Source organism: Paenibacillus pinisoli (assembly GCF_003605435.1).
GTDB classification, from domain to species: domain Bacteria; phylum Bacillota; class Bacilli; order Paenibacillales; family Paenibacillaceae; genus Pristimantibacillus; species Pristimantibacillus pinisoli.
This window is the reverse complement of record NZ_QXQB01000001.1, coordinates 495,904-515,743: the sequence shown is the minus strand read 5'-3', so window position 1 is coordinate 515,743 and position 19,840 is coordinate 495,904. Positions and strand designations below refer to the sequence as shown.

Annotated in this window: 31 protein-coding genes; 25 read left to right on the top strand and 6 right to left on the bottom strand. The window is 47.3% G+C overall.

Features of this window, described 5'->3' with window-relative positions:
- Positions 1-169 precede the first annotated feature (169 nt).
- Positions 170-934: a DUF3592 domain-containing protein gene (locus tag D3P09_RS02545; protein ID WP_120106921.1), complete on the top strand. Its 765-nt coding sequence runs from the start codon at positions 170-172 to the stop codon at positions 932-934.
- A 79-nt stretch (positions 935-1,013) separates the two neighbouring features.
- Here the strand turns inward: D3P09_RS02545 and D3P09_RS02540 are convergent, their stop codons facing one another.
- From D3P09_RS02540 to D3P09_RS02515, 6 genes are all read right to left on the bottom strand, one after another.
- Positions 1,014-1,526 carry a hypothetical protein gene (locus D3P09_RS02540; RefSeq protein ID WP_120106919.1) on the bottom strand — a complete coding sequence of 171 codons (513 nt, stop codon included), beginning with the start codon at positions 1,524-1,526 and terminating at the stop codon, positions 1,014-1,016.
- A 70-nt stretch (positions 1,527-1,596) separates the two neighbouring features.
- Positions 1,597-2,499 (bottom strand): ATP-dependent DNA ligase, encoded by a 903-nt coding sequence (locus D3P09_RS02535; RefSeq protein WP_120106918.1) that lies wholly within the window; start codon positions 2,497-2,499, stop codon positions 1,597-1,599.
- Positions 2,496-3,362, bottom strand: coding sequence for a non-homologous end joining protein Ku (ku, locus tag D3P09_RS02530; RefSeq protein ID WP_120106916.1), 867 nt, complete (start codon positions 3,360-3,362; stop codon positions 2,496-2,498). The genes D3P09_RS02535 and ku overlap by 4 nt, the downstream gene beginning before the upstream one ends.
- A gap of 357 nt (positions 3,363-3,719) precedes the next feature.
- Complete coding sequence (locus D3P09_RS02525) at positions 3,720-5,129, bottom strand: tyrosine-type recombinase/integrase (protein ID WP_120106914.1); 1,410 nt, start codon at positions 5,127-5,129, stop codon at positions 3,720-3,722.
- A 40-nt stretch (positions 5,130-5,169) separates the two neighbouring features.
- Positions 5,170-5,790, bottom strand: coding sequence for an ImmA/IrrE family metallo-endopeptidase (locus tag D3P09_RS02520; RefSeq protein WP_120106913.1), 621 nt, complete (start codon positions 5,788-5,790; stop codon positions 5,170-5,172).
- Between the two features lie 113 nt (positions 5,791-5,903).
- Positions 5,904-6,287 carry a helix-turn-helix domain-containing protein gene (locus tag D3P09_RS02515; RefSeq protein WP_207892436.1) on the bottom strand — a complete coding sequence of 128 codons (384 nt, stop codon included), beginning with the start codon at positions 6,285-6,287 and terminating at the stop codon, positions 5,904-5,906.
- 167 nt (positions 6,288-6,454) lie between these two features.
- Here D3P09_RS02515 and D3P09_RS02510 point away from each other — a divergent pair, with 167 nt between their 5' ends.
- The 24 genes from D3P09_RS02510 (at position 6,455) to D3P09_RS02405 (ending at position 19,799) form a co-directional block, all read left to right on the top strand.
- Positions 6,455-6,715, top strand: coding sequence for a helix-turn-helix domain-containing protein (locus D3P09_RS02510; RefSeq protein WP_341538275.1), 261 nt, complete (start codon positions 6,455-6,457; stop codon positions 6,713-6,715).
- 187 nt (positions 6,716-6,902) lie between these two features.
- Positions 6,903-7,193, top strand: a complete 291-nt coding sequence (locus D3P09_RS02505; RefSeq protein WP_120106909.1) for an excisionase family DNA-binding protein — start codon at positions 6,903-6,905, stop codon at positions 7,191-7,193.
- A gap of 21 nt (positions 7,194-7,214) precedes the next feature.
- Positions 7,215-7,358, top strand: a complete 144-nt coding sequence (locus D3P09_RS27500; protein ID WP_165867284.1) for a hypothetical protein — start codon at positions 7,215-7,217, stop codon at positions 7,356-7,358.
- Positions 7,359-7,401: 43 nt separating this feature from the next.
- The gene (locus tag D3P09_RS27965; protein ID WP_207892455.1) at positions 7,402-7,722 is read left to right on the top strand and encodes a helix-turn-helix domain-containing protein; all 321 of its coding nucleotides are present in this window, start codon (positions 7,402-7,404) and stop codon (positions 7,720-7,722) included.
- 4 nt (positions 7,723-7,726) lie between these two features.
- A complete protein-coding gene (locus D3P09_RS02495; protein WP_120106906.1) occupies positions 7,727-8,002 on the top strand; it encodes a hypothetical protein in 276 nt (91 codons plus the stop codon).
- A gap of 4 nt (positions 8,003-8,006) precedes the next feature.
- The gene (locus D3P09_RS02490; RefSeq protein ID WP_120106904.1) at positions 8,007-8,258 is read left to right on the top strand and encodes a hypothetical protein; all 252 of its coding nucleotides are present in this window, start codon (positions 8,007-8,009) and stop codon (positions 8,256-8,258) included.
- A gap of 420 nt (positions 8,259-8,678) precedes the next feature.
- Positions 8,679-8,831 carry a hypothetical protein gene (locus D3P09_RS27495; RefSeq protein ID WP_165867283.1) on the top strand — a complete coding sequence of 51 codons (153 nt, stop codon included), beginning with the start codon at positions 8,679-8,681 and terminating at the stop codon, positions 8,829-8,831.
- Between the two features lie 15 nt (positions 8,832-8,846).
- Positions 8,847-9,101 (top strand): AbrB/MazE/SpoVT family DNA-binding domain-containing protein, encoded by a 255-nt coding sequence (locus D3P09_RS02485; RefSeq protein ID WP_120106902.1) that lies wholly within the window; start codon positions 8,847-8,849, stop codon positions 9,099-9,101.
- A 312-nt stretch (positions 9,102-9,413) separates the two neighbouring features.
- On the top strand, positions 9,414-9,578 hold the full coding sequence (locus D3P09_RS27490; protein WP_165867256.1) for a hypothetical protein: 165 nt from the start codon (positions 9,414-9,416) through the stop codon (positions 9,576-9,578).
- 34 nt (positions 9,579-9,612) lie between these two features.
- A complete protein-coding gene (locus D3P09_RS02480; RefSeq protein ID WP_120106900.1) occupies positions 9,613-9,957 on the top strand; it encodes a hypothetical protein in 345 nt (114 codons plus the stop codon).
- Positions 9,958-9,969: 12 nt separating this feature from the next.
- Complete coding sequence (locus D3P09_RS02475) at positions 9,970-10,887, top strand: hypothetical protein (RefSeq protein ID WP_207892435.1); 918 nt, start codon at positions 9,970-9,972, stop codon at positions 10,885-10,887.
- The gene (locus D3P09_RS02470) at positions 10,853-11,653 is read left to right on the top strand and encodes a PD-(D/E)XK nuclease-like domain-containing protein (RefSeq protein WP_424452026.1); all 801 of its coding nucleotides are present in this window, start codon (positions 10,853-10,855) and stop codon (positions 11,651-11,653) included. Before D3P09_RS02475 ends, D3P09_RS02470 begins: the two co-directional genes overlap by 35 nt.
- Positions 11,654-12,094: 441 nt before the next feature.
- Positions 12,095-12,361 (top strand): hypothetical protein, encoded by a 267-nt coding sequence (locus tag D3P09_RS02455; RefSeq protein ID WP_120106892.1) that lies wholly within the window; start codon positions 12,095-12,097, stop codon positions 12,359-12,361.
- Positions 12,358-12,510 carry a DUF6906 family protein gene (locus tag D3P09_RS28435; RefSeq protein ID WP_424452025.1) on the top strand — a complete coding sequence of 51 codons (153 nt, stop codon included), beginning with the start codon at positions 12,358-12,360 and terminating at the stop codon, positions 12,508-12,510. Before D3P09_RS02455 ends, D3P09_RS28435 begins: the two co-directional genes overlap by 4 nt.
- An 11-nt stretch (positions 12,511-12,521) precedes the next feature.
- Positions 12,522-13,397, top strand: coding sequence for a winged helix-turn-helix domain-containing protein (locus D3P09_RS02450; protein WP_120106890.1), 876 nt, complete (start codon positions 12,522-12,524; stop codon positions 13,395-13,397).
- Entirely contained in the window at positions 13,375-13,719 is a 345-nt protein-coding gene (locus tag D3P09_RS02445) for a replicative helicase loader/inhibitor (protein ID WP_120106889.1), read from the top strand. Before D3P09_RS02450 ends, D3P09_RS02445 begins: the two co-directional genes overlap by 23 nt.
- Positions 13,712-15,154 carry a replicative DNA helicase gene (gene dnaB, locus D3P09_RS02440; protein ID WP_120106887.1) on the top strand — a complete coding sequence of 481 codons (1,443 nt, stop codon included), beginning with the start codon at positions 13,712-13,714 and terminating at the stop codon, positions 15,152-15,154. The genes D3P09_RS02445 and dnaB overlap by 8 nt, the downstream gene beginning before the upstream one ends.
- On the top strand, positions 15,151-15,567 hold the full coding sequence (locus D3P09_RS02435) for a RusA family crossover junction endodeoxyribonuclease (RefSeq protein ID WP_120106885.1): 417 nt from the start codon (positions 15,151-15,153) through the stop codon (positions 15,565-15,567). The genes dnaB and D3P09_RS02435 overlap by 4 nt, the downstream gene beginning before the upstream one ends.
- Before the next feature lie 6 nt (positions 15,568-15,573).
- Complete coding sequence (locus D3P09_RS02430) at positions 15,574-16,575, top strand: hypothetical protein (RefSeq protein WP_120108458.1); 1,002 nt, start codon at positions 15,574-15,576, stop codon at positions 16,573-16,575.
- Positions 16,572-16,793: a hypothetical protein gene (locus D3P09_RS02425; RefSeq protein WP_120106883.1), complete on the top strand. Its 222-nt coding sequence runs from the start codon at positions 16,572-16,574 to the stop codon at positions 16,791-16,793. The genes D3P09_RS02430 and D3P09_RS02425 overlap by 4 nt, the downstream gene beginning before the upstream one ends.
- A gap of 14 nt (positions 16,794-16,807) precedes the next feature.
- The gene (locus tag D3P09_RS02420) at positions 16,808-17,926 is read left to right on the top strand and encodes a hypothetical protein (protein WP_120106882.1); all 1,119 of its coding nucleotides are present in this window, start codon (positions 16,808-16,810) and stop codon (positions 17,924-17,926) included.
- Positions 17,927-17,976: 50 nt separating this feature from the next.
- A complete protein-coding gene (locus D3P09_RS02415) occupies positions 17,977-18,159 on the top strand; it encodes a hypothetical protein (RefSeq protein ID WP_120106880.1) in 183 nt (60 codons plus the stop codon).
- A gap of 542 nt (positions 18,160-18,701) precedes the next feature.
- On the top strand, positions 18,702-19,184 hold the full coding sequence (locus tag D3P09_RS02410) for a hypothetical protein (protein WP_120106878.1): 483 nt from the start codon (positions 18,702-18,704) through the stop codon (positions 19,182-19,184).
- Positions 19,185-19,394: 210 nt separating this feature from the next.
- Positions 19,395-19,799, top strand: a complete 405-nt coding sequence (locus D3P09_RS02405) for a hypothetical protein (RefSeq protein ID WP_120106876.1) — start codon at positions 19,395-19,397, stop codon at positions 19,797-19,799.
- Positions 19,800-19,840: the final 41 nt, after the last annotated feature.

Genomic DNA, 19,840 nt, shown 5'->3' with positions numbered 1-19,840 from the left:
TGAAGAATCGTCTACTAGAGAGAGAACTTGTACAAATTCACAGCGAACTATTCTGAGGAATTGCAATAAGCAGGGCAAAATTGATAGTGCAACGATTCCCGATATTCCTATATAATGATAGCGAAATCATAAATGGTTGTATTTAACATTCAAGCAAGGAGCATAACTATTGAAGAAATTACACTGGACAGCTTGGATTACCATATTCGCTTCCTATCGAAACCTATTGTTGTATATAGCTTCATTAACGTTTGTCATTATACTGCTGCAAAATATTGAAACCAATATGCAGCGGCCTTACATGGATACAATTACGACCGCTACAGTGCTCGAAAGTAAGGAAAATAGAACCCGCACCGGACTGCACGGTTGGGATTATAAGTTCTCGTACACGGTGAACGGAATATCGTATTCTGGCAAATCACAGGAACCAAGTTCCTCTCAATTTTATCCGAGCTATAGCGTTGGTGAAACGGTTTACATCGTATATAATCCGAATTATCCCCATATATCTGAGATGTTCGATACTACAAATAAGACATATTTTCTGCCTGTTTCGGTTGGCTTGGCGCTCATCTTTATTTTTTCACTTGTTATTTCGGTCTGGAGAGGAGTAGTTCGCTCGCAAACATTGCGTTATGGGGAAATTACTCAAGGTAAAATTGGTCGTCATAGATCTGAATACAAAGTGAGCCATACAATTGGCAAACGTTATTATTACAGGAATTTCGTTTTCAGCTTTAAACTAAGAGAAAAAGAATCCAGCGCAATCATCTATCATCCGCATAAACCCGATACTCTATATGTATTGGAGAGATCACCAGTCAAATATTGCGAAAAATCGAATAAGTGGCGTCCTGCCTTCTTCTTCTTTATCATTCGAATGGCAGTTATCGCTTTGGTTGTGCTATTTTCAATGGTTCTTATGCAATAGTATGTTGGTTAAAAAGAATCTATTTAGCTTTTATAATTACAAAACCCGCTAATCTCTATTAGATCAGCGGGTTTTATCATTAGCTCTTGAAGTGAGCTCTCATCTTCTCATAGTTTTCTTGCATCTCGTCGCCATTGTTTTCATTGAAGAAGGCAAAGGTAACTTTGGAATCCATAACAAGTACGATAATTTCTCGCTCGCCTTCAGCTTTGATTAGCGTGAGAGTGCCTTTGGCGCCATTCTCTCCTGTAAAATCAACCGTTTCGGCAACGAACGGATTTTGATAGCGATCCTCTTCCTTGCGGATGGAAGCTGCGCCTAGCAGAAAGAGAGACGCTACCTCCGGATTGACGCTTTCTTGTACATATTTTTCCTTGGCAGCCACGTCTGTGCCGTTCAAGTAGATGTTGACGTGATCAAGCGCCATTTGTTCTGCTTTTACCCATTCCTTCTTCGGCTTTTTCGTCGGCTCCGGCTTGGTTGAGCCTTCCGTCTGACCGTTAGGCGAAGCCGACGGGCTGGATTGGTTTTGGCTGCATCCTGCCAATAACGCCATGGCGAGAATGGCTGCCGCTAATGCTTTTTTGTTCATGATTGATAACCTCCTGCATAGATCTTGCTGGCCAAAGGGCTCTATGTAAGGTCATCCCTTGCTGTGAACGTCAAAACTCTCCCTCGCCAAAACCAATCAGTCTTGGCTGGCGAAGCAGGCCGCTGTCTGTAAACTCCAGGGCAGAGACACGGCAGGGGAAGGGGACACTTAGCCAGGCCACTTCGGATTTTTTCATGCCGGGGGTCAGTTCCTTGAATGGGCATTCCCCGGGATAGTCCCGCATGAACTGCTCCAGTACGCGCTTCGACGCATAATTCAGTCCAGATACATGCCCGACATATTGATCCTCATATCGTAGCACAAGACTGGACACTTGTCCCTCCCTTAATTTGATGCCAACCACCTCAGCCTTCAGATACAGCTCTTTGCGTTTCTTGTACCACGACTGGTGGTGCTTTCCTTCCGTATAAGGGCTGTCGAGCCGCTTGGACACCAGTCCTTCCCAGCCCCGTTCGTAAAGCCATTCCCATAAGGCTTGTCCATCGTAAAATAAATCCGATACCATTAATCGCGGTGTTTTTTCCGGAAACTTCGAGGCAAGCCGCTCAAATCGTTCGCGCATCTGAAGCGGGCGCAGATCCTCGTCTCCGTCATGGAGCAGGTCGAACAGGACGAGCAGAAGCTCGTCCCGTCCGTTCCCATTGCGAATCCCTAGCCGCCCTCTTTGGAAGTTAGGACGTACCCCGTCAAAATATACAATTTCCCCATCCGCTACACATGGTCCGACCTTCAACGTTTTCAGGTAATCTACAATTTCCGGGAATGTCTTGTTCCGCCGCTCCATCTTCTTCGAGAACAACTCTACGCCGCCCAAACCGTCTAGTCTGACAATTGTGCGGACTCCGTCCCACTTGATCTGGTAACACCATTCGGGTCCTTCCGGAATGTCAGGAGCCAGAATGGGTGACATTGGCACGGACGGGAGAGGCATTCTGACTGCCGGACCGGTCATGAAGCTGTGCCTTTTGACGTTTTCTTCGGCTTCTTCTCTTTGGGTGCGGCGGGCTTGCGTTTTGCACCGGTTTTGCCGGTATCGGTCGGAATTTTGGCCGCGTCGAGACTGGCCTGAAGCGCAGCCATAAGATCAATGACTTTGGTGGTGTCGGCAGCAGGCGCGGCGACGATATCGACGCCTTCGCCTGCCATCTTCGATTCGATCGCTTTAAGCAGGGAGTTGCGGTAGTCATCGGTATATTTCTCCGGTTCAAAAGTCGCCGAAAGCTGATCGATCAGCAGCTTGGCGATGTCCAGCTCTTTGTCGTTGACGGTTACCTGCTCCGGCAAATTAGGCACATGGGCAATGGAGCGAATCTCATCCGGGAAGTGCATGGTTTCCAGGCATAGGCAATTGTCTACGACTCGGATGGCTGCAAGCCGGCTTTTGCTGCGAATGGATATTTTGGCAATGCCGATTTTCCCGGTCTGCCGGATGGCTTCAAGCAGCAGCCCGTAGGCGCCGGAGCCCGACATGTCAGGGGAGAGGTAATAGGCTTTTTCGAAATAGATGGGATCGATATCGGTCAGGTTGACGAAGTCCAGAATTTGGATCGTTCTCGCCGATTCCGGGCGCAGCGCGTCCAGCTCATCTTCGCTGAACAGGACAAATTTGCCCCGTTCATATTCGAAGCCTTTTGCGACTTCGTCATTTTCAATCTCCCTGTCGCAGTGCGCGCAGACGCGCTTCTGGGAGATTGGCGTGCCGCATTCCTTGTGGATGCTGCGGAACCGCACATCCTTATCCTCGGTAGCGGTGAACATTTTGATGGGCACATGAACCAGGCCAAAGCTGATTGCGCCTTTCCATACGGTATGCATGAGCAGTAACCTCCTCGATTTTGAGCTGCAAGCGTAGCAGTACTTATAAAGTAATTACTTACAGCATTCCCATTTCGGCGGTCATATTATTTTTGGCGGCGATGTATATTCGCGGTGAAACCGGACAAGCTAAAATCATCGGCGTCGAGAGATGCCGTAGACAACCGCGGAGAAGACTTACGTTTCCCCATAAGTTCTTCGTCCGGTTTCTCCTCTCCCATGAAAGAGGCCCCCGAAAGGGGGCCTCGATTATTTAGCGTTCTTATGCGGTTTATGGCCTGCCTACATATGCATTTTGAGCGTTTTGGGTTCTAATTGGGTTCTAAATTCCTCATACCCAATCGTTTTCCTTCTACATCATTGCCCTCTTATCTTCAATTTGGCGGGAAGAATATCCTCAAATACAGCTGCCGAAGCCTCATCCACGGTTGTAAATATTTTGCCGTAGTGGTCCACCATCTTTGCATTTTTCCACCCAAGCCGTTTTGCTATTGCTTGGTTGTGTACATTCTTTGCAATCATGATGCTCGTTGCCGTATGCCGGATGCCGTGGAAAGGGATATACCGCAAATGCGGATGACGCTCATGAAAACTGACCCATTTTTTGCGGATCGTTGAGGGATGTAATGGCTTCCCGGTCTTCAGGTTCGGAAATAGGTAATAATCCTCCTCCTCGAAACTGATCACATTCTCACGCCCTTGTGCAGCTCTCAACTGCTTCTCCAGCTCCTTGCAGTATTCCATTAACATATATGCGATCGAAGGCGAGAAGGCCATCGAACGTGACTCGTTGTTCTTAGGAAGCTTTATGACGGGCTTGCCATCTTCGAATGCGGGGATGGTTTCAAGGATAGTGCCAGTACACGCCCAGGTATCACTTTCGGTATCGTAATGGAATACCAGTTTGCTTCGCTTTTGACCAAGTAGTTCTGCGCGGCGCATGCCTGTGGTGGTGTCCAGTATGACCAGCACCTGCAATATCATACGTTCCATGCGGTAACGAGGCTCCTTGTACCTTGGATCGAAATTTACATCATCATCCAATGCTTCATAGAGTTGCATCAACTCCACTTCGTTGTATGCATCAGGTTTCTTCACATCGTCCTCTGCTGGCTTATCTATACCTTCCATCGGGTTCTCGCCAAGTTTTTTCCACTGCACGGCCTTCGAAAAAATGCTTCTCAATACGCGATATACAAATACGAGCGTCGCTGATTTTAAAGGCCCAGGTTTGCCGTTTCGCCGCCGGCCTATCTTTGTTTCGGGGTTACGAAGGTCAGTCATAAATTTTACTATATGCGTGGTCGTGACTTCATCAAGATACATTGATTCAAAGTAGGGGAGGATCCTTGTATCATAGTGAAATTTGTAGTTCTGGCGCGTCGTGTATTCGAGGGTCGGGATATGATTTTCCTGCCAAAAATCCCCGAACGCTTTGAATGAAATACGCTGTTGTTTGTTATGCGTATCGCCGTCTTCGATCTCAGATTTGAACTTATATAATTGCTCTTCAAAAAATTTTTGTAATCTCTTCGCATGGCGTAATAGAGTTGCGTCGGTACTAGTTTTCAAAAAATTATTCAGAGATTTGGTTGATTTCAAAATCGCGGGGTCGAATTCGTCCAATTTATCTACAGATTGCAGAAGTGAAGGATCCGGGATTCGGCAGGGCTTTCTTGCCGGAGTCCGTTTTTTACCGTTTGCATCATATCCTAAAGGTATGGACAATCTCCACGTGTATTTGCCGCGTTGCTGGATGCTGGCCATTTTGATCACCTCACCATGTAATAATTCGCAGAACCATTCATCAATTGAGGGCCTCCTGTTTCTTAGTTAGTTGCTGATTGAGCTGCCTGAGAATGCGCAATGTCTCTTCGGTATGACTGAAACGATGCGATACGGGATTGTTGAATCGTGTACGTATGTAACGATCTTGATGACCTTGGAGTATCCGTCGATTTACCTGATCGATCCGACGCTGCACGAAGATGCGAGGGAGCCGAAAAGTCTCTGACAGCAGGGTATAGTATTCGTCAAATGTATGGCAAGGCGTAATATCTGCCAACATGTAGTAGGGCATGGCCGCATAAAGTTGGAAGCTTGCAGCTTGAGATTCTTGTAAACCAACAAATAAATCGGGCAGGTTGTCCTGGCAACCTACATGTAAGGCCGGATGACTGATTTCATGAAAAAAATCTTCTCGCTGTTGCTCTCTGGGAGCGTTAGCTCTAAGAAAAATCAAGCCGCCATGATCATCGTCGTATAGAACCATGGTCGGTTTGTCGGAATAAATGATGTGACAATTAAAAATGAGTGCGATTCGGTCCAAGTCCATGTCTGCAGGAGAAACGATGCCGCTATCTTGATAAACGGAACTAATACGATTTTCCACTTCGGTTGGTTTGTAAAGCTTCAGGTCAAATTGCATTGTGATCCCCCTCGAAAAAGAACGTATGTTCTGTATTATGGTTAAAAAGAAAAGCCATTGCTGGCTTATTTCTTTGTATACCGCAAATGTTTCCCAAGCGGATGGTGGACTTGTTACCGTTCTTTCTTCTCTATTTCCTTCATTCGTTTTTCTCGAAAAGCCCGAAACATCTCCAATGCTTCATCCAAATGAGCGGCTTCCTCGGCGTCTAATACTTTTTTAGGTCCACCCAAATAAGCAACATAAATATCTCCACTCGCTGATAGTTCTTTATTTTTTGTAATTGGAGACGGGTCATCAGTACGACCTAAAAGATATTCAATATTGGTGTCAAAAAAGTCTGCGAAAAGAATTAACTCGGAGTCTTCAATATGTCGCTTTCCGGATTCGATTCGAGACAAGACGCTGTTGTTAATGTTCAGTTTATCTGCAAGTTGAATCTGTGATAATCCTTCTTTCTCCCGCAAACGTCTAATTATTTGACCGACATTAATCATTAAGATCACTCACTTCTTTTCCGATTCAGCAATTTTATTATAGCAGTTTTCCGAAACGGAAAAAGAGGTTTTGCTGATTCAACAAAAATGTAGTTGACATTGCTAAAACAGCAAAGTAATATAGACGTAAGGATTGCTAATTCAGCAAAATGAAAGGAGAGAGCGGTTTGGGAAAAACGACATCACTTGACCTAGAATATATGCGTGACAGGCGGCAAGAATTAAACATACCTCTGCAAGAAATGGCGGAGTCGCTTGGATTTAAAAATGCTTCGACTTATTTAAAGTATGAAGTTGGCGAATCAGCATTAAAAGCAGAACAACTACCAATTGTAGCTAGGAAACTAAAGTGTAAAATGGAGAATTTTTTTAAATTTAATTTTGCTGAAATAGCAAAGAAAGTGGAGGCGGATTGCGTCGAGGAATAGCCAATTTGCAAAGACAGATTGATCTAACTACAGATTTGACGATTCTGACTGAGCAAAAGGAAAGCGAGATTGCCTCGTGGATTGTGAATGACGCTCAGCAGTTTTTAGCAGAGGTCGCAGCAGGAAGTACAGTTCTGAATCAAATTGAATTGATCATTAAGTCATTAAAAAGTAAGGAGACACGGAGATGGATAAATTACGACCACTTCAGCAGGAAGATTTAGTAGCGGCCTTCTACGAATTTTCTAATTCGGTGCTGCCACAAATAATTGAGCAAACTCAGAAAATTCGGCCGGCAACGATGAACATCGACGATGCGGCTGTTTATATGGGGGTGCATAAAGACACCTTACGAAAGCTAATTCGAGAAAAGGAACTTCCACACGTGCGTGTGGCTGGTCGAATTCTACTCCGTCCACAAACATTGGATGATTTTATGGCGGCCAGCGAGCGCGAGAGCGTTCAAATTGTTGGCTGAAACTGAGAGGAGGTGAGCACCTTGGAGATTAATGTTAGTGACGCGAAAGAAGTCTTCACAACGGCTGATGAGGAGAAAGTGAATGAGATGTTAAATGAAGGTTGGGTTTTGGCTGATGTGACACGCGGGAACTTGAAGTATCTGTTTTTGTTGGTGAGGGTTTAGCCGCCGGTCTGCTAGCTTGATCGACGGCTGGGGTGTGAGAGGAATGGTATGTCTTTACTGTACACCCCAGCAAGTAATTTGTCTGTTCGATTATCGAACGGAGGGAGGTCTAAGGTTGAAATACGGCGCGATCTTAAGAGCATGTCGAGATCGCATAGGAATGAGCCAAGAACAACTCGCTGAGCGGTTGCACCGGTCCCGAAGCGCAATAAGCAAACTAGAGAACGATCAGCAAGAACTCGACGTAAGGACACTAACCCAGTGGGCTGAGATTACAGGAGCGAGAGAAGTAGTGGTGGCATTTATATGCGGTATTGACGGTCTGTCTATTCTACAGAGTTTGATACCCATGATTGGAGGATGATCGAATGTTGAGAGAGCAGCTGGCTGATGAAGCAAGGCGTGCCGGTCGCAATGCAGAACACAATCTGAAATGGATGGAGAAGCATCCGGACCGGTTCGATCCGTCGAAGAAGTTGGAAATGCAGGCTTATCTGCATAGTATGATTCGTTTTGCGAGAATTGAAATAAAAAACGCCCGGCGGGCAGGCCGGACGTCCAAGCTGAGAACACGGTTAAGTAGTCTCTTGTTGTCCATTTTAACGGTCCTTTGCCGATCGCGCAAGGCAGAAACAGGGAGATAACTCGATGCTCAACGGAAGATTTGTGGTCGAACTGGATGGGCAAGAGGCATTGATGATTGTTGGCGCATTGCAAGTGATGGCGCAGATGTCGGTAACAAAGCAGATGCGTGACATGTACTTGATGCTTGGTGATCGGGTGGACGCTGAACGCAAGAATTTTCATACGGCTGTCTATAGGCTGATGGCTGATCGATACGAATTACCTGTGCAGGAGGTACTTGAGTATGAGGTTTCGCTGGATAAGCAAAACATCTGAGCAAGCAGCGGTTTGTATGGCGGTTGCCCGCATTAGATATAAGGGCTTGACTGTGGAAGCAGCCGTAGCCGTCACTCTGCAGACAGAGAGACACTGTCGAAACCCTGAAGCAATATCGGATAGGCAACTACGGCGCCTACATAAAGCAGTTGGCCAGGTCGTCGAAAATCGGCAGCAAAAGATCGGATAGGAGGACTAATATGCTATACATTCCAAACCCGGACAAGCCGGGAGAGATTAATACAATTCGCTCAGCCATTGCTTCTATATTAGAGTGCCGGACACGTGGAGGCGGTTGGCGTATGGGTGAGCTGGAGCGCCGGCTCAATATCCATGCTGAGCAGATGGCAGCTGCTGCTGACACTCTCGATCAGGTGCTGGACGAACATTATCCGCCAGTGCAGCAAGGAGGTGTAGGTCATGACGAACTCAGCGGCAATCGGCTACATGATTATCGCAGCGCGTGATGCGGGTCTTGATAAAAAAACTATCAAATACATCGAAATGGCTATGTACACTGCCATGGACGAAATTACAGAAGGCGAAGCTGAACACGTACATCAAAACAATTAATTGGAGGTTATTAAGATGATGAAAGCAACGGGCATTGTACGTAAGGTAGACGAGTTGGGCAGAGTGGTTATTCCGAAAGAATTGCGCCGTACTCTTGGGATCGGCGAGAGCGATCCAATGGAGGTCTTTGTGGATGGTGAGAACATTATCCTTCGGAAATATCAACCTGGATGCGCGATCACCGGTAGCCAAGATGACTTGATTTATTTTGGTGGCAAGCAATACAGCAAGGAAGGGATCAGGCTTTTGACTGAGGCAGCAGGTCTCTAAAAATACGGACAAGGCTCAGCCTTGTCTCCGGGCATCGAACCCCAACCCCCGGTTCGGTGTCCTGAGATGCGGCTGACGCATCAATGAGTGGTGGCGGAAAAGGGATCGCAACGCCTGTGAGCTTAGAAGTAGGGTGCAAATCCCGGCGTTTAAGTTGTCGGCAATAGTCGGCTATAAAAACCAATACGGCTTTGCGGTGAAGTCTGGTCCGTGCAAAATGCTAACCGGCGACCAACGAGAAACTAAGTGCAAACCGTAGTAAGGTGCAAATCCTTGCCCACTCCATTACATAGGGAAGGAGGTTTAACCCGGATGAGTGACGTTACTGAAATGATTTTAGATGGAATCCTTTGTGGGAGCTGCGGGGCATACATCGATGATGGTGACGAACCGGGGCATCCTCGAAATGCGTTGATTGCAAGAAATAAAAAAGGCCCGCTGGCAGGCGGGCCATCTAAACAAATGTTGCTCCAATAGTAGCACACGTGCGAGGGGCGGACAAGGGGGAGCTATGGACATTCCAAAGCAAACACTGGATAAATTGGCCCCGTATGTGGCGGATACGATTCTGGAGCGTGCTTATCACGAATGGCAGGAGTATTTTGTGACAGGTTATTTTGAAGTCGATTTGAATGCCGAGCTATGGAAGCAAGTTGAGGCGATGGGACGTTCGGAACGACTAAGTAAAAAGCTTGTTGAAGCTCTTGAGCAACATCCACAATTCCGGAGATTATCAGACGAAATTGAGGAGGTTGCAAGGGAGCAACTGGAGGACGCCAGATACTGGCATCAGTCCCAACGCAGTATTTATGCAATGGCGCGGTATCATGGCGTATCCGTTGCAGATTGGATATGAAGGAGGTTTACCATGTCATTTGATAACGCAGGAATCGATTATAGCAACTATATGCCACCAGTTACTCCACAGGGAGCGGTTTCTGTTACGACTGAAGGCGTCAAAACACGTCAGGCAGAGGAAGTTAAAGCTGCAATCTTCATGGCTAAGCAATTTCCCAGGGATCAGCAAGCTGCATTTAACCGAATCATGATGGCATGCCAGCGCAAGAAACTGGCAGAGGAAGCGGAGTATGAGTTCCCTCGTGGTGGAAGTAAAGTTAACGGTCCTTCCATAAGACTTGCAGAAGTTTTAGCTCAAAGCTGGGGCAATATTGATTACGGACTGATCGAATTGGAGCAAAAGAGTGGCGAGTCTCAGGTGATGGCTTATGCGTGGGATATTGAAACGAATACTCGTCGGCAAATGACCTTTGCTGTAAAGCATGAGCGAAAAGCTGGCGGTAGTATAAAGCGGCTGGAAGACCCAAGGGACATATATGAACTAGTGGCTAATAACGGCGCCCGCCGAATGCGAGCGTGCATTCTCGGTGTTATCCCAGGTGATATTGTGGACGCTGCACTTGATCAGTGCAAAAAAACACTCGTATCCGGATATACAGAGCCGCTTGCTGATCGTGTACGCAGTGCACTACATCAATTCAAAGAGAAGTTCGGCGTTACGAAGGAACAAATCGAGAAATACATGGGATGTAGCGCCGATTCATTTACCGAAAACGACTATCTGAGAATAGGTGGGGTTTGGAAGGCGCTGCGAGATGGCATGGCTAAACGAGAAGATTACTTCGAATTTGGTCCATCTCGCGGGTCAACTACTGAAGCTAGTAAAACAGAGGAAGCATTTCTACAAGCCAAGGCGGCAAAGCAAAAGAGTGTAGATGGTGGGGATGACAACGGTGCAACTGGACAATCTGAACTACCATTCCCGTGAGGCCAACGCATTTTACTTGAGCCACAGCCAGTATCAGGATTTTCGGACATGCGAAGCGTCCGCAATGGCAAAGATTCGAGGGGAATGGTCAGAACCCGAGAGTGAGGCATTAAAAGTAGGTTCCTATGTTCATTCATGGGCAGAGGGCGTATTGGATCAATTTCATGCGGACCACCCTGAAATCTTCTTAACCAAAGGTTCAAATAAGGGGGAGCTTAGAGCTCCCTACCAAGTTGCGGAACGTATGATTTCAGCGTTGAGAGATGACGAGTTTTGCATGTTTGTCCTGAGCGGAGATAAAGAGGTTATCATTACAGCCAAGTTTGCCGGTGCTATATGGAAAGCAAAGATAGATGTTCATAACCCACAACAAGGTAGATTTACTGACCTTAAGACGACACAGGATATCCGTAAGCGTCACTGGGATAGACGTTGGGGTTGGGTGTCTTTTGTTGTAGCTTACAACTATACTACCCAACTCTCGCTTTATGCAGAGTTAGACAAGCGGCGATTTAAGCGCGAGAACTGGTTGGAACCACTCTTGTTGGCTGTTACAAAAGAAGAAATCCCTGATAAGGAGATTATTGCAATAGATAACTTAACTATAGAGCGCGAATTGGAAGAGATAGAAAATAACATGCCAAGAATCCTAGAGGTCAAACATGGTGGAGCCTTACCTTCGCGCTGTGAGAGATGTGACTATTGCAAGTCTACAAAAAAGCTGAGAAGCATCATACACTACTCTAATTTGCTAGAGGGAGTGTAATTTGCTCGTAGAAAGATGGTGAGGCAAAGTTGATCGAACCGATTTTTGACGAATTTGGGATACAACTTTGTCGCTCCGGTATTTCTGAGCGAATATGGGCTTTCTTTCACAGTGACCCAAGACAATTCAAACAGGAGGTAACTCAGTACTTTGAACTTGGTTACCCTGGGTGGCTGGTTGTAAGCGCGAATTATCAGCACCGCATTATCTGGCTGCGGGATGATCGGGGGCGGTCGATGTGATCATGGAGCAATTGGATTTATTCTCTGAAATCGAAATTGAAGAGGCGCCACCATTGAACGGATTCTATTACGAGGCTCGAACTCGGCGGTTTGTGTCTTATTGTAACGGTCGCCGACATTTTGAAATACCAGCTAGTCGTTGTAAAGCGAGGGCGTGGCCTAAGGACTGGCAAGAAAAAATAATGAGGGAGCGTGCGATATGAAAGAACAACTGGCTGTATTGAATAGATGGTTGGAAGAAGCGCAAGAGCAAGGCGGTACCGCTGCTCAGGATCACCTTAAGGCGGTTGCGCGGATACTTGGGTCACATGTGGCTCAAGTATCCTCAAGTGATGCTATGCCTGAGATGCTGACAAGCACGATCGACGAAATGGGCAAAGGAGTATCAGCAGGCATGCTCATGCACCATGGCCAAGCAGGTAGGCTTGCTGTTCAAATGTTCAGCATGTCACGGGGTGGCCGATGAAGAACGGCAAAAATCCAACTCTTCGACAGAAATTGTTTATCAAAGATGCAGGCTTGAATCCAACAAACTGGTTCGTCACCAAGCATTTACCTTCAGCGCTGCACTTAGTTCATCGTCACACAAGCACTGAAAAGATCATTGCAATTTAGGGGATGAGTATATGCCCGATAGCTACCCTTTCCCGATGTACTCAGGGTTGTTGGAGCCAGGACACTACAAAAAAATAGGCAGCGCGATATGGCTTTTCCTGTGGTGCGTCAGCTCCACTACTAAGGATGTGGAGAAGGAGGGAGTTGTGTGGGGCATCGTCCTGGGGAATAAGCCAATACAACTAACTGAATTAGCCGAGAGGTTTGATGTGAGCGATAAAACGGTAAGCCGTTGGCTGAATGCCTTAGAGGAGCACCAATACATAAGGGTGACCCGGGCACCTCGCGGAATCATCTTATCGGTCAAAAATTCTAAGAAATACACTAACCATATTCCGGACAAAAATGTCCGATCACAGCAGAGTGATCAGACAGATATGTCCGATCATATACCGAGTGATCAGACAAATATGTCCGGTCACTCGGACAAAAATGTCCGATCTAATAAAGATATTACAGATGATTCTGTTGTAGTTGTAGTAGATGAACATGAACAGAGCAGACTCATCCAAGAAATCGAAACTCATTTTATTCAGCGCAGAGGGAAGGGTTTTGCCGTAAGTTCTTCTGACTTTTTGGAAATTAAGCAGCTGGTGGCAGCGGGGGTGCCGTCCCTTTTAATCAAGACCTGTATCGATCGTGCCTTCGACGAGTACAGGCCGCGCCATTCCCGAGATGAGATTCGAAGCTTTAACTTCGTCGTTCCCCGAATTCTCGACGAGTGGGAGAAGTCGAAAGCCATAACTGCCGCGGTGCCGCACGTAGCAGTCGCCCTTGGCTCAGGCAACCAGAAAACAGGATATAAGAGCAAACAACAGCGCGAGCTTGACGAGCTCGAACGACTTCGGGAGGAGGAACTGAAACGTGAACAAGCTTCAGGTCATTGACCTTTTCGGCATCATCAAGCGATCTTACCCGGGCTTCGATGCAAGCCCGCAAAACGTAGAGCATTATTCCAAGTATCTACAGGATTTCCCGTATGAAACGGCCTACGAAAATGTGGAGAAATACATTTTGTCAGAGCGTTTCGCTCCCACAATTGCGGATATCCGCGGGAAGCTTGGGGATCAGATGGATTCCCAGCGGAGCAAGGAAGCAGCTGCAGCCCATATTGCAAATCTTGAGGTGTGGGGTACCGATAGCACACCGCCGCCGGCGAACTATTGGGAACGCGGCCGCCAACTGCTACGAGGTGGCGCTAATGCTTAGCCGTGAGGGGATGCTGGAGAGCTTGGGCATCGAACATCCTTTTGACCTACAGTCAGAACATGCTGTTCTCGGTTCGATTCTGCTGGATCAGAGCGCTTATGACATTGTCGCGGAAATATTACAGGGCGGGGAGTTCTATGATCAAAGTCACGCACGGATTTTTCGGGCGATGCGCCAACTGCGCGAAGACGAGCAGCCGGTCGATCTTGTCACATTGACGGGGAGGCTGCAGGACAGCGAGGAGCTCGACAAGATTGGTGGCGTCAGCTATCTGGCTAAAATGGCCGAGTCTGTGCCAACGGCATCGAACGTTGCACATTACGCAGGGCGAGTACAGGATATATTTCTCCGGCGCCAGGCCGTGGATGTCGCGTTGAATCTATTGCGCAATGCCGGTGAGCAGCAAGATGTCAAAGGCTTCATAGCGATAGCGGAGACTGCGGTGTCCAAGCTGTCCGACCAAACGGTTCCAGCTCGGGAATTCGTCGGAATGAAGCAAGTGCTCATGCAGGTTTGGGATGAGGCGGAGGAGCGGTATAACACCAAGGATATCAACCGAGGTGTGACCGGAATTCCATCCGGATTCATCGATTTGGACCGCATGACCGCGGGTTTCCAAAGACATGACCTGATAATCGTGGCTGCGCGCCCTTCCGTCGGAAAGACCGCCTTTGCACTGAACATCGCCCAGAATGTTGGCGTCAGAGCGAAAGAGACCGTTGCTATTTTCTCGCTGGAAATGTCTGCAGCGCAGCTGGTGCAGCGGATGATCTGCGCTGAGGGCCAGATTGACGGCAGCCGGATGCGGACAGGTCGCTTTGAGGCGGAAGATTGGGATCGCATGGCTTTAGCTGTCGGGGTGCTGGCGAATGCAGACATTCAAATCGATGACACGCCAGGCATTACGGTAAACGAGATTCGGGCCAAGTGTCGCCGGCTGAAGAAGGAACGCGGACTTGGAATGATCCTGATCGATTACTTACAGCTCATTCAAGGTAACAGTCGCCGCGGGGCAAACCGGCAGGAAGAAGTTTCACAGATCAGTCGGACTCTCAAGCAGATAGCCAGGGAACTGGAAGTACCGGTGATAGCATTGTCCCAGCTCAGCCGGGGCGTTGAGCAGCGGCAGGATAAACGTCCGATGATGTCCGATCTAAGGGAATCTGGATCTATTGAGCAGGATGCCGACATCGTAGCCTTCCTGTACCGGGACGACTACTACGACAAGGAATCTGACAAGAAGAACATTATCGAGATCATCATTTCGAAGCAGCGGAATGGGCCGGTTGGAACCGTGGAGCTCGTCTTCCTGAAGAATTACAACAAATTCGTCAATCTAGAGCAAACTTACAGCACTTCGCAGGAGCCGCAAGAAGAGCCCGGAAGCAGAGGGGGCCGGGTCCCGGATATGTATAGGGGGCATAGGGGAGCATGATTCAATTTACTGTTTATGGAGAGCCGGTTGCTCAAGGACGCCCTAGGTTCTCAACTGCAGGGGGATACCCGAGAGCATACGATCCTAAAAAGTCGAGTGATTACAAGGATTATGTAAGGATTGCAGCTGCCGAACATGCGCCGTCTACACTTCTGGAGGGACCGTTGGCCGTAATGATCATTGCATATCGCTCCATTCCGAAGAGCTTCAGCAAGAAAAAGGCTTTGGCGGCAGAGGCCGGTGAGATTTATCCGACTAGTAAGCCTGATGCGGACAACTACCTGAAGGGTGTTAAGGATGCGCTCAAAGGGGTCATGTGGGTGGACGACAGTCAGGTTGTAGATGCGTATGCACGTAAGCGGTACAGCTTCAAACCTCGGATTGAGGTCACAATCAGACAATTAGGAGCGTGAATGAGCATGTCACACACTGAATTTAAGGCATTGCTGAAGAAAATCAACTTGAAGCCGAAAGGCGTGAAGGAAATCGTTTTGGAAGTGTCTGACGGGGCGTTGCATGGAAAAATCGATATGCTGTCAGAGATGTTGGATGGCCGTGTTGCTATCGCCATTGACTCGGAGATTGTCCGTTACAACATCCAAATCAATGCCCGCACTGAAAAGCCTATTACGACATACCGGGTTGATGAGAGTGGCCTTGTGTCTGAGGTGAAGCCAGAAGGCGAACAACTTGAGTTGGACCTGGGTGTAGTGAAGAATCAAGACCCGATCGCTGACATTCCGGAAGAGATTAGCCGTGAAGTGGTGGATGAATTTATTCTCTCTGGACTAGCGCCACAACCGAAAGGTTTCTATCCGTTGGCAGCGTGGATCGGGCGCATCGCTGATGGAGAAACATATTTGAAAATCGCTGGCGAAGAAGGCATTTCCAGTGGCCGAGTTGTAGACCTGATCGACGAGTATCGGCAGTCGGTAGCCCCTTTAGCGGCTAAGTGGGACGAGTGGCGCCAGTCGAAAGGAGAACAATCTGAGGCAGATGCAGCAGATCAACATCACGATGACTCCACAAGTGAACAAGGGGATAAACAATCACCTCTAGAGGGAGAAGGCCAACTACCTACTACGGATACGGAAGTCATTGTATTGGGAGAGAACACAACCCAAGAGCAGGAACATTCAGATGTCGCCGATTCAGATTTATCAGATTGGGAGAAGGCCATTATGGAGGGAAGCGAGCCTGCGGCGCCAGCGGGGCCTGAGGATGTTGAGGATATTATCCTTGCGGAAAAGCCGAGTTTTGAGGATATTCCGTTTGACTTCCCTCACCTTCTGAAGCGGCGTAAAGGCGGGGAGACTTGGATGCAGATTGCTTCGTCGCTTGGCATTCCGTCGAGCAAGTTGTCGACAGCATGGACCAAGTACAAGAAAAGAGTACAAGAATCCAGAGGTGGCGCGGCTTGAGTCAAACCATGAAATTTGCAAAACATGTTATTGGCAATAGAAATATTCGCTTGCTTCAGGAGAACGGCCTAACGGTCGTTCCCCTGAAATTGATGGAACAGCTTAAAACGGTCAAAGAACAGCAGATGATCATCATCGATGGTGTGGCGTTGACGGTTAAACCTTTTGAAGAGAAGCACTTGGAGACCGCGGTTGCCGGTTATGTTTGCTGGGACTAAGGAGGATTCAGGGAATGGTTGTGAGGGAGAATGGTTTCGGGCCAGTAAAGTCGTTCTTCATGACGCCGGCACAAATGGAGGAACATGCCCGGCGAGTCCAGGGGAAGCAGAACGGTCCAACAATTAAGAAGTGGCAACGCTCTATGACTAAGGAGCAGTACCTGCAGGCTGTGCGGGAGGGGCGCAGCCGGGATGATATCGTACTGAAGAACTTTAACAACGATCCGAAGGAGCTGCGCAAACAGCTGAAGGAATGGGGGATAACGGAAGGGGAGGTGGTCGAAATGGTACAGGGTAAGCGGAAAGAGTTGGAAATCACAAAGCAAGAATACCTTCAACGACGACTGAACGGAGAAAAACGAAGCCATATCATTCAGTCGCTCGGAGTGGCGACTCCTAAAGTATATGAATTACTTGCAAGTTGGGGTATCCGTGAGCTTGATGCAGAGGAACGGGAGCTAGAGCTTATGGCCCCAACAAAGCTAAAGTCAGATGTTGACCAACGTCTGGCAGAACAACTAGAGGCACGGGGGCTGGTCGAATTTAATGCTCAGAGGGTTACTACCGGCACCATCGTACAAAATCAACCGAGCACACTAACTGCAGATCCAGCGAAACAAGTGAGGGACGTTGCAGAACTTCAACCATCTGCAGATCATTGGAAAGCTGATGCAGGGCGGAAGGACTTGCAGATTATGGAGTTAGAAAAGGAACTGGCCAGCGTAAGGGCTGAATTAGATAGCACCCGGCGCGAATCACTGAAGACTCTTAATGAGCTTGAAGCAGAAAGGCAGCTGCTCCTTCATACAATTGAGCACGCAGCTGCAGCTGAAGAAAGTAATAGTGTTGCAATTCGGATCCCAATCCTGTCCGTCGCTATTGCTAATGTTGAACGAGCCCGAATCTATGCGGCGGTAGAGGCACTGAGTACTGATGTTGAGGCAGCAGATATCGACCGCGAGCGTGTCATGACTGAATTATTTGACCTGCTGCAGAGGACCATCAACTTCATTACGGCGGATCTAGCGGAATTGCACCCGGGCAAACCAGTCATTGACTTTGTGCAGGAATTTTTCCATTACTACAATGCTCGTCACATCGAAGGATTGACATTGCAGCAGCAGGCAAGCTAATAGAAAATCGCGGTGGAACGAATGTTTGCGTCGATTCTAAGGAGGGGAATATGGATCAGGACCATGAAGCAATACGGCAGCAATTATTGCAAATATCGCGGTCAGAGATGACCAAGCGCCATCTACAGGCGCTCCTGGATGGATACCGAAAGGGTGAGTTGAGCGCCGATGACATAAAGCAGTATACAAATATTGATCCGGAGCAGTTGAAAAGAATGCTTGAAGAGCTGTGAGCCTTCAAATGTAACTAATGTAATCGTTAAGGAGTGGTATCGGTATGACAGTATACAAACCTACCTATACAGCCTCCGCTGACGCTGCGACACAACAGGGAATAAAACTACCGGAAATTCTTGCATGTGTCACATAGCCCAATTTCGTTAACCGACAGTGGTTTGAATAATTTCCTTAGATTATTAGCGGCTGCTGACACGTTACCATCGTATGTAGTTAACTCATGCGGTAGATCAGGCTTATATCCAATGGATTGGCAAACGACACATTGGTTTATCCATTTCGTTAAGCCGGGATACATTTTTAAGTACTCTTCACCTTTTGTCATAGCATTAACACCTTACTTTCTTCTACTTCTATCGATTCGAATATATCAAAGTTGGAGATCAGTTGCTCTGTATCTCAAACGAAGGAACATTGCGAACGATACCAGGATGTAAGGCTTATAAGAAGTCCCCCTCACCTTGGCCGGCCAGCGGGGGACTAAACGTATAAACTCACCATCATTATAGCACATGGGGGATGGTGAGGAGGAATGGCAATGGTATGGCAGACAGAATTGTTTCCAAGAGCTTCAGAGGTAGAGATCCAGCGCACAAAATTCCTGCTCGAAAGGTACATGAAAATGCGGCTGCTGATGTTCGATTTTGAGCAAAACGAGGAGGAGTTGCGTCAGGTCGCTATCGACGGTGAGGTTGCCCGCCGAATAGATCCGGAGGACCTGCATGCGGACAAGACGGCAAACGCCGCAGTGCTGGCGGAGAAACAGTTATGGGTATACGAGCAATACAAGCTTTACACCAGACAGCTCCAACGTGCAGCTGCACTGATTCAAGATGAGGAGACTAGGCAGGCGGTCGAGCTGAGGTATATGAAGGGACTTTCCTATAAAGAGACGATATTATTCTTCAAACATGGGCTAAGCCGTAGTACGGTTAGGCGCAAACTCTTGGAAGGGGCAAGAAGTATTGCGGATACGCTAAAGCTCATGGGCTTTTTCGATAACGATAACGCACAATTTTGAACCTTTTGAGGGTCTGAGTTTGGCCCAAGTCGGACACACGTGGCACATTTTACGTGCTATATTGGTATTGTGCTAAATGAGGTTGACCACCTCCTCCTCTTTCCGTTCCTTCGGGGGCGGGTATTTTTTTCGACAAGACACTTATCATGGACTTGTTAATTTCATTGTGGAATAATAAAAGATAAAACGATTACAAGAGGAGATGTTGTTATGAAATACTCTGAATTCATCAACATAATTGTAGAAAGTGATCCTCGGGATTGGATTGTAAATGATGAGTATGGCACCTATATTTACAAAGAAAATTTATCGGTTACGATAAAGCGAGAGGAAATAGATTTTTCCGATCAAGGAAGATTTTACGAAGATTGGGCAGAGCGTTTTCCGGATAAAAAAGCCTACAGACAAAAATATTTTCTTTGTTTCCATCAGACAATTGTAGAAGATTTTTATGTCGTTGCAGTTGATGGATTTAGATCATACATCCCATATCCTAAATTGGAGAATATGACCATTACTCAGTTTCAATACAAAGTAGGTTCTATAATAAATATACTTAGTGGCCATAGTTTTGATGAATATCTTAGAAGGACAAAAATAACAGTCACTAATTGATCAAAACCAATTGAAAGAGAAAATGGAAATTTCATTTGGCG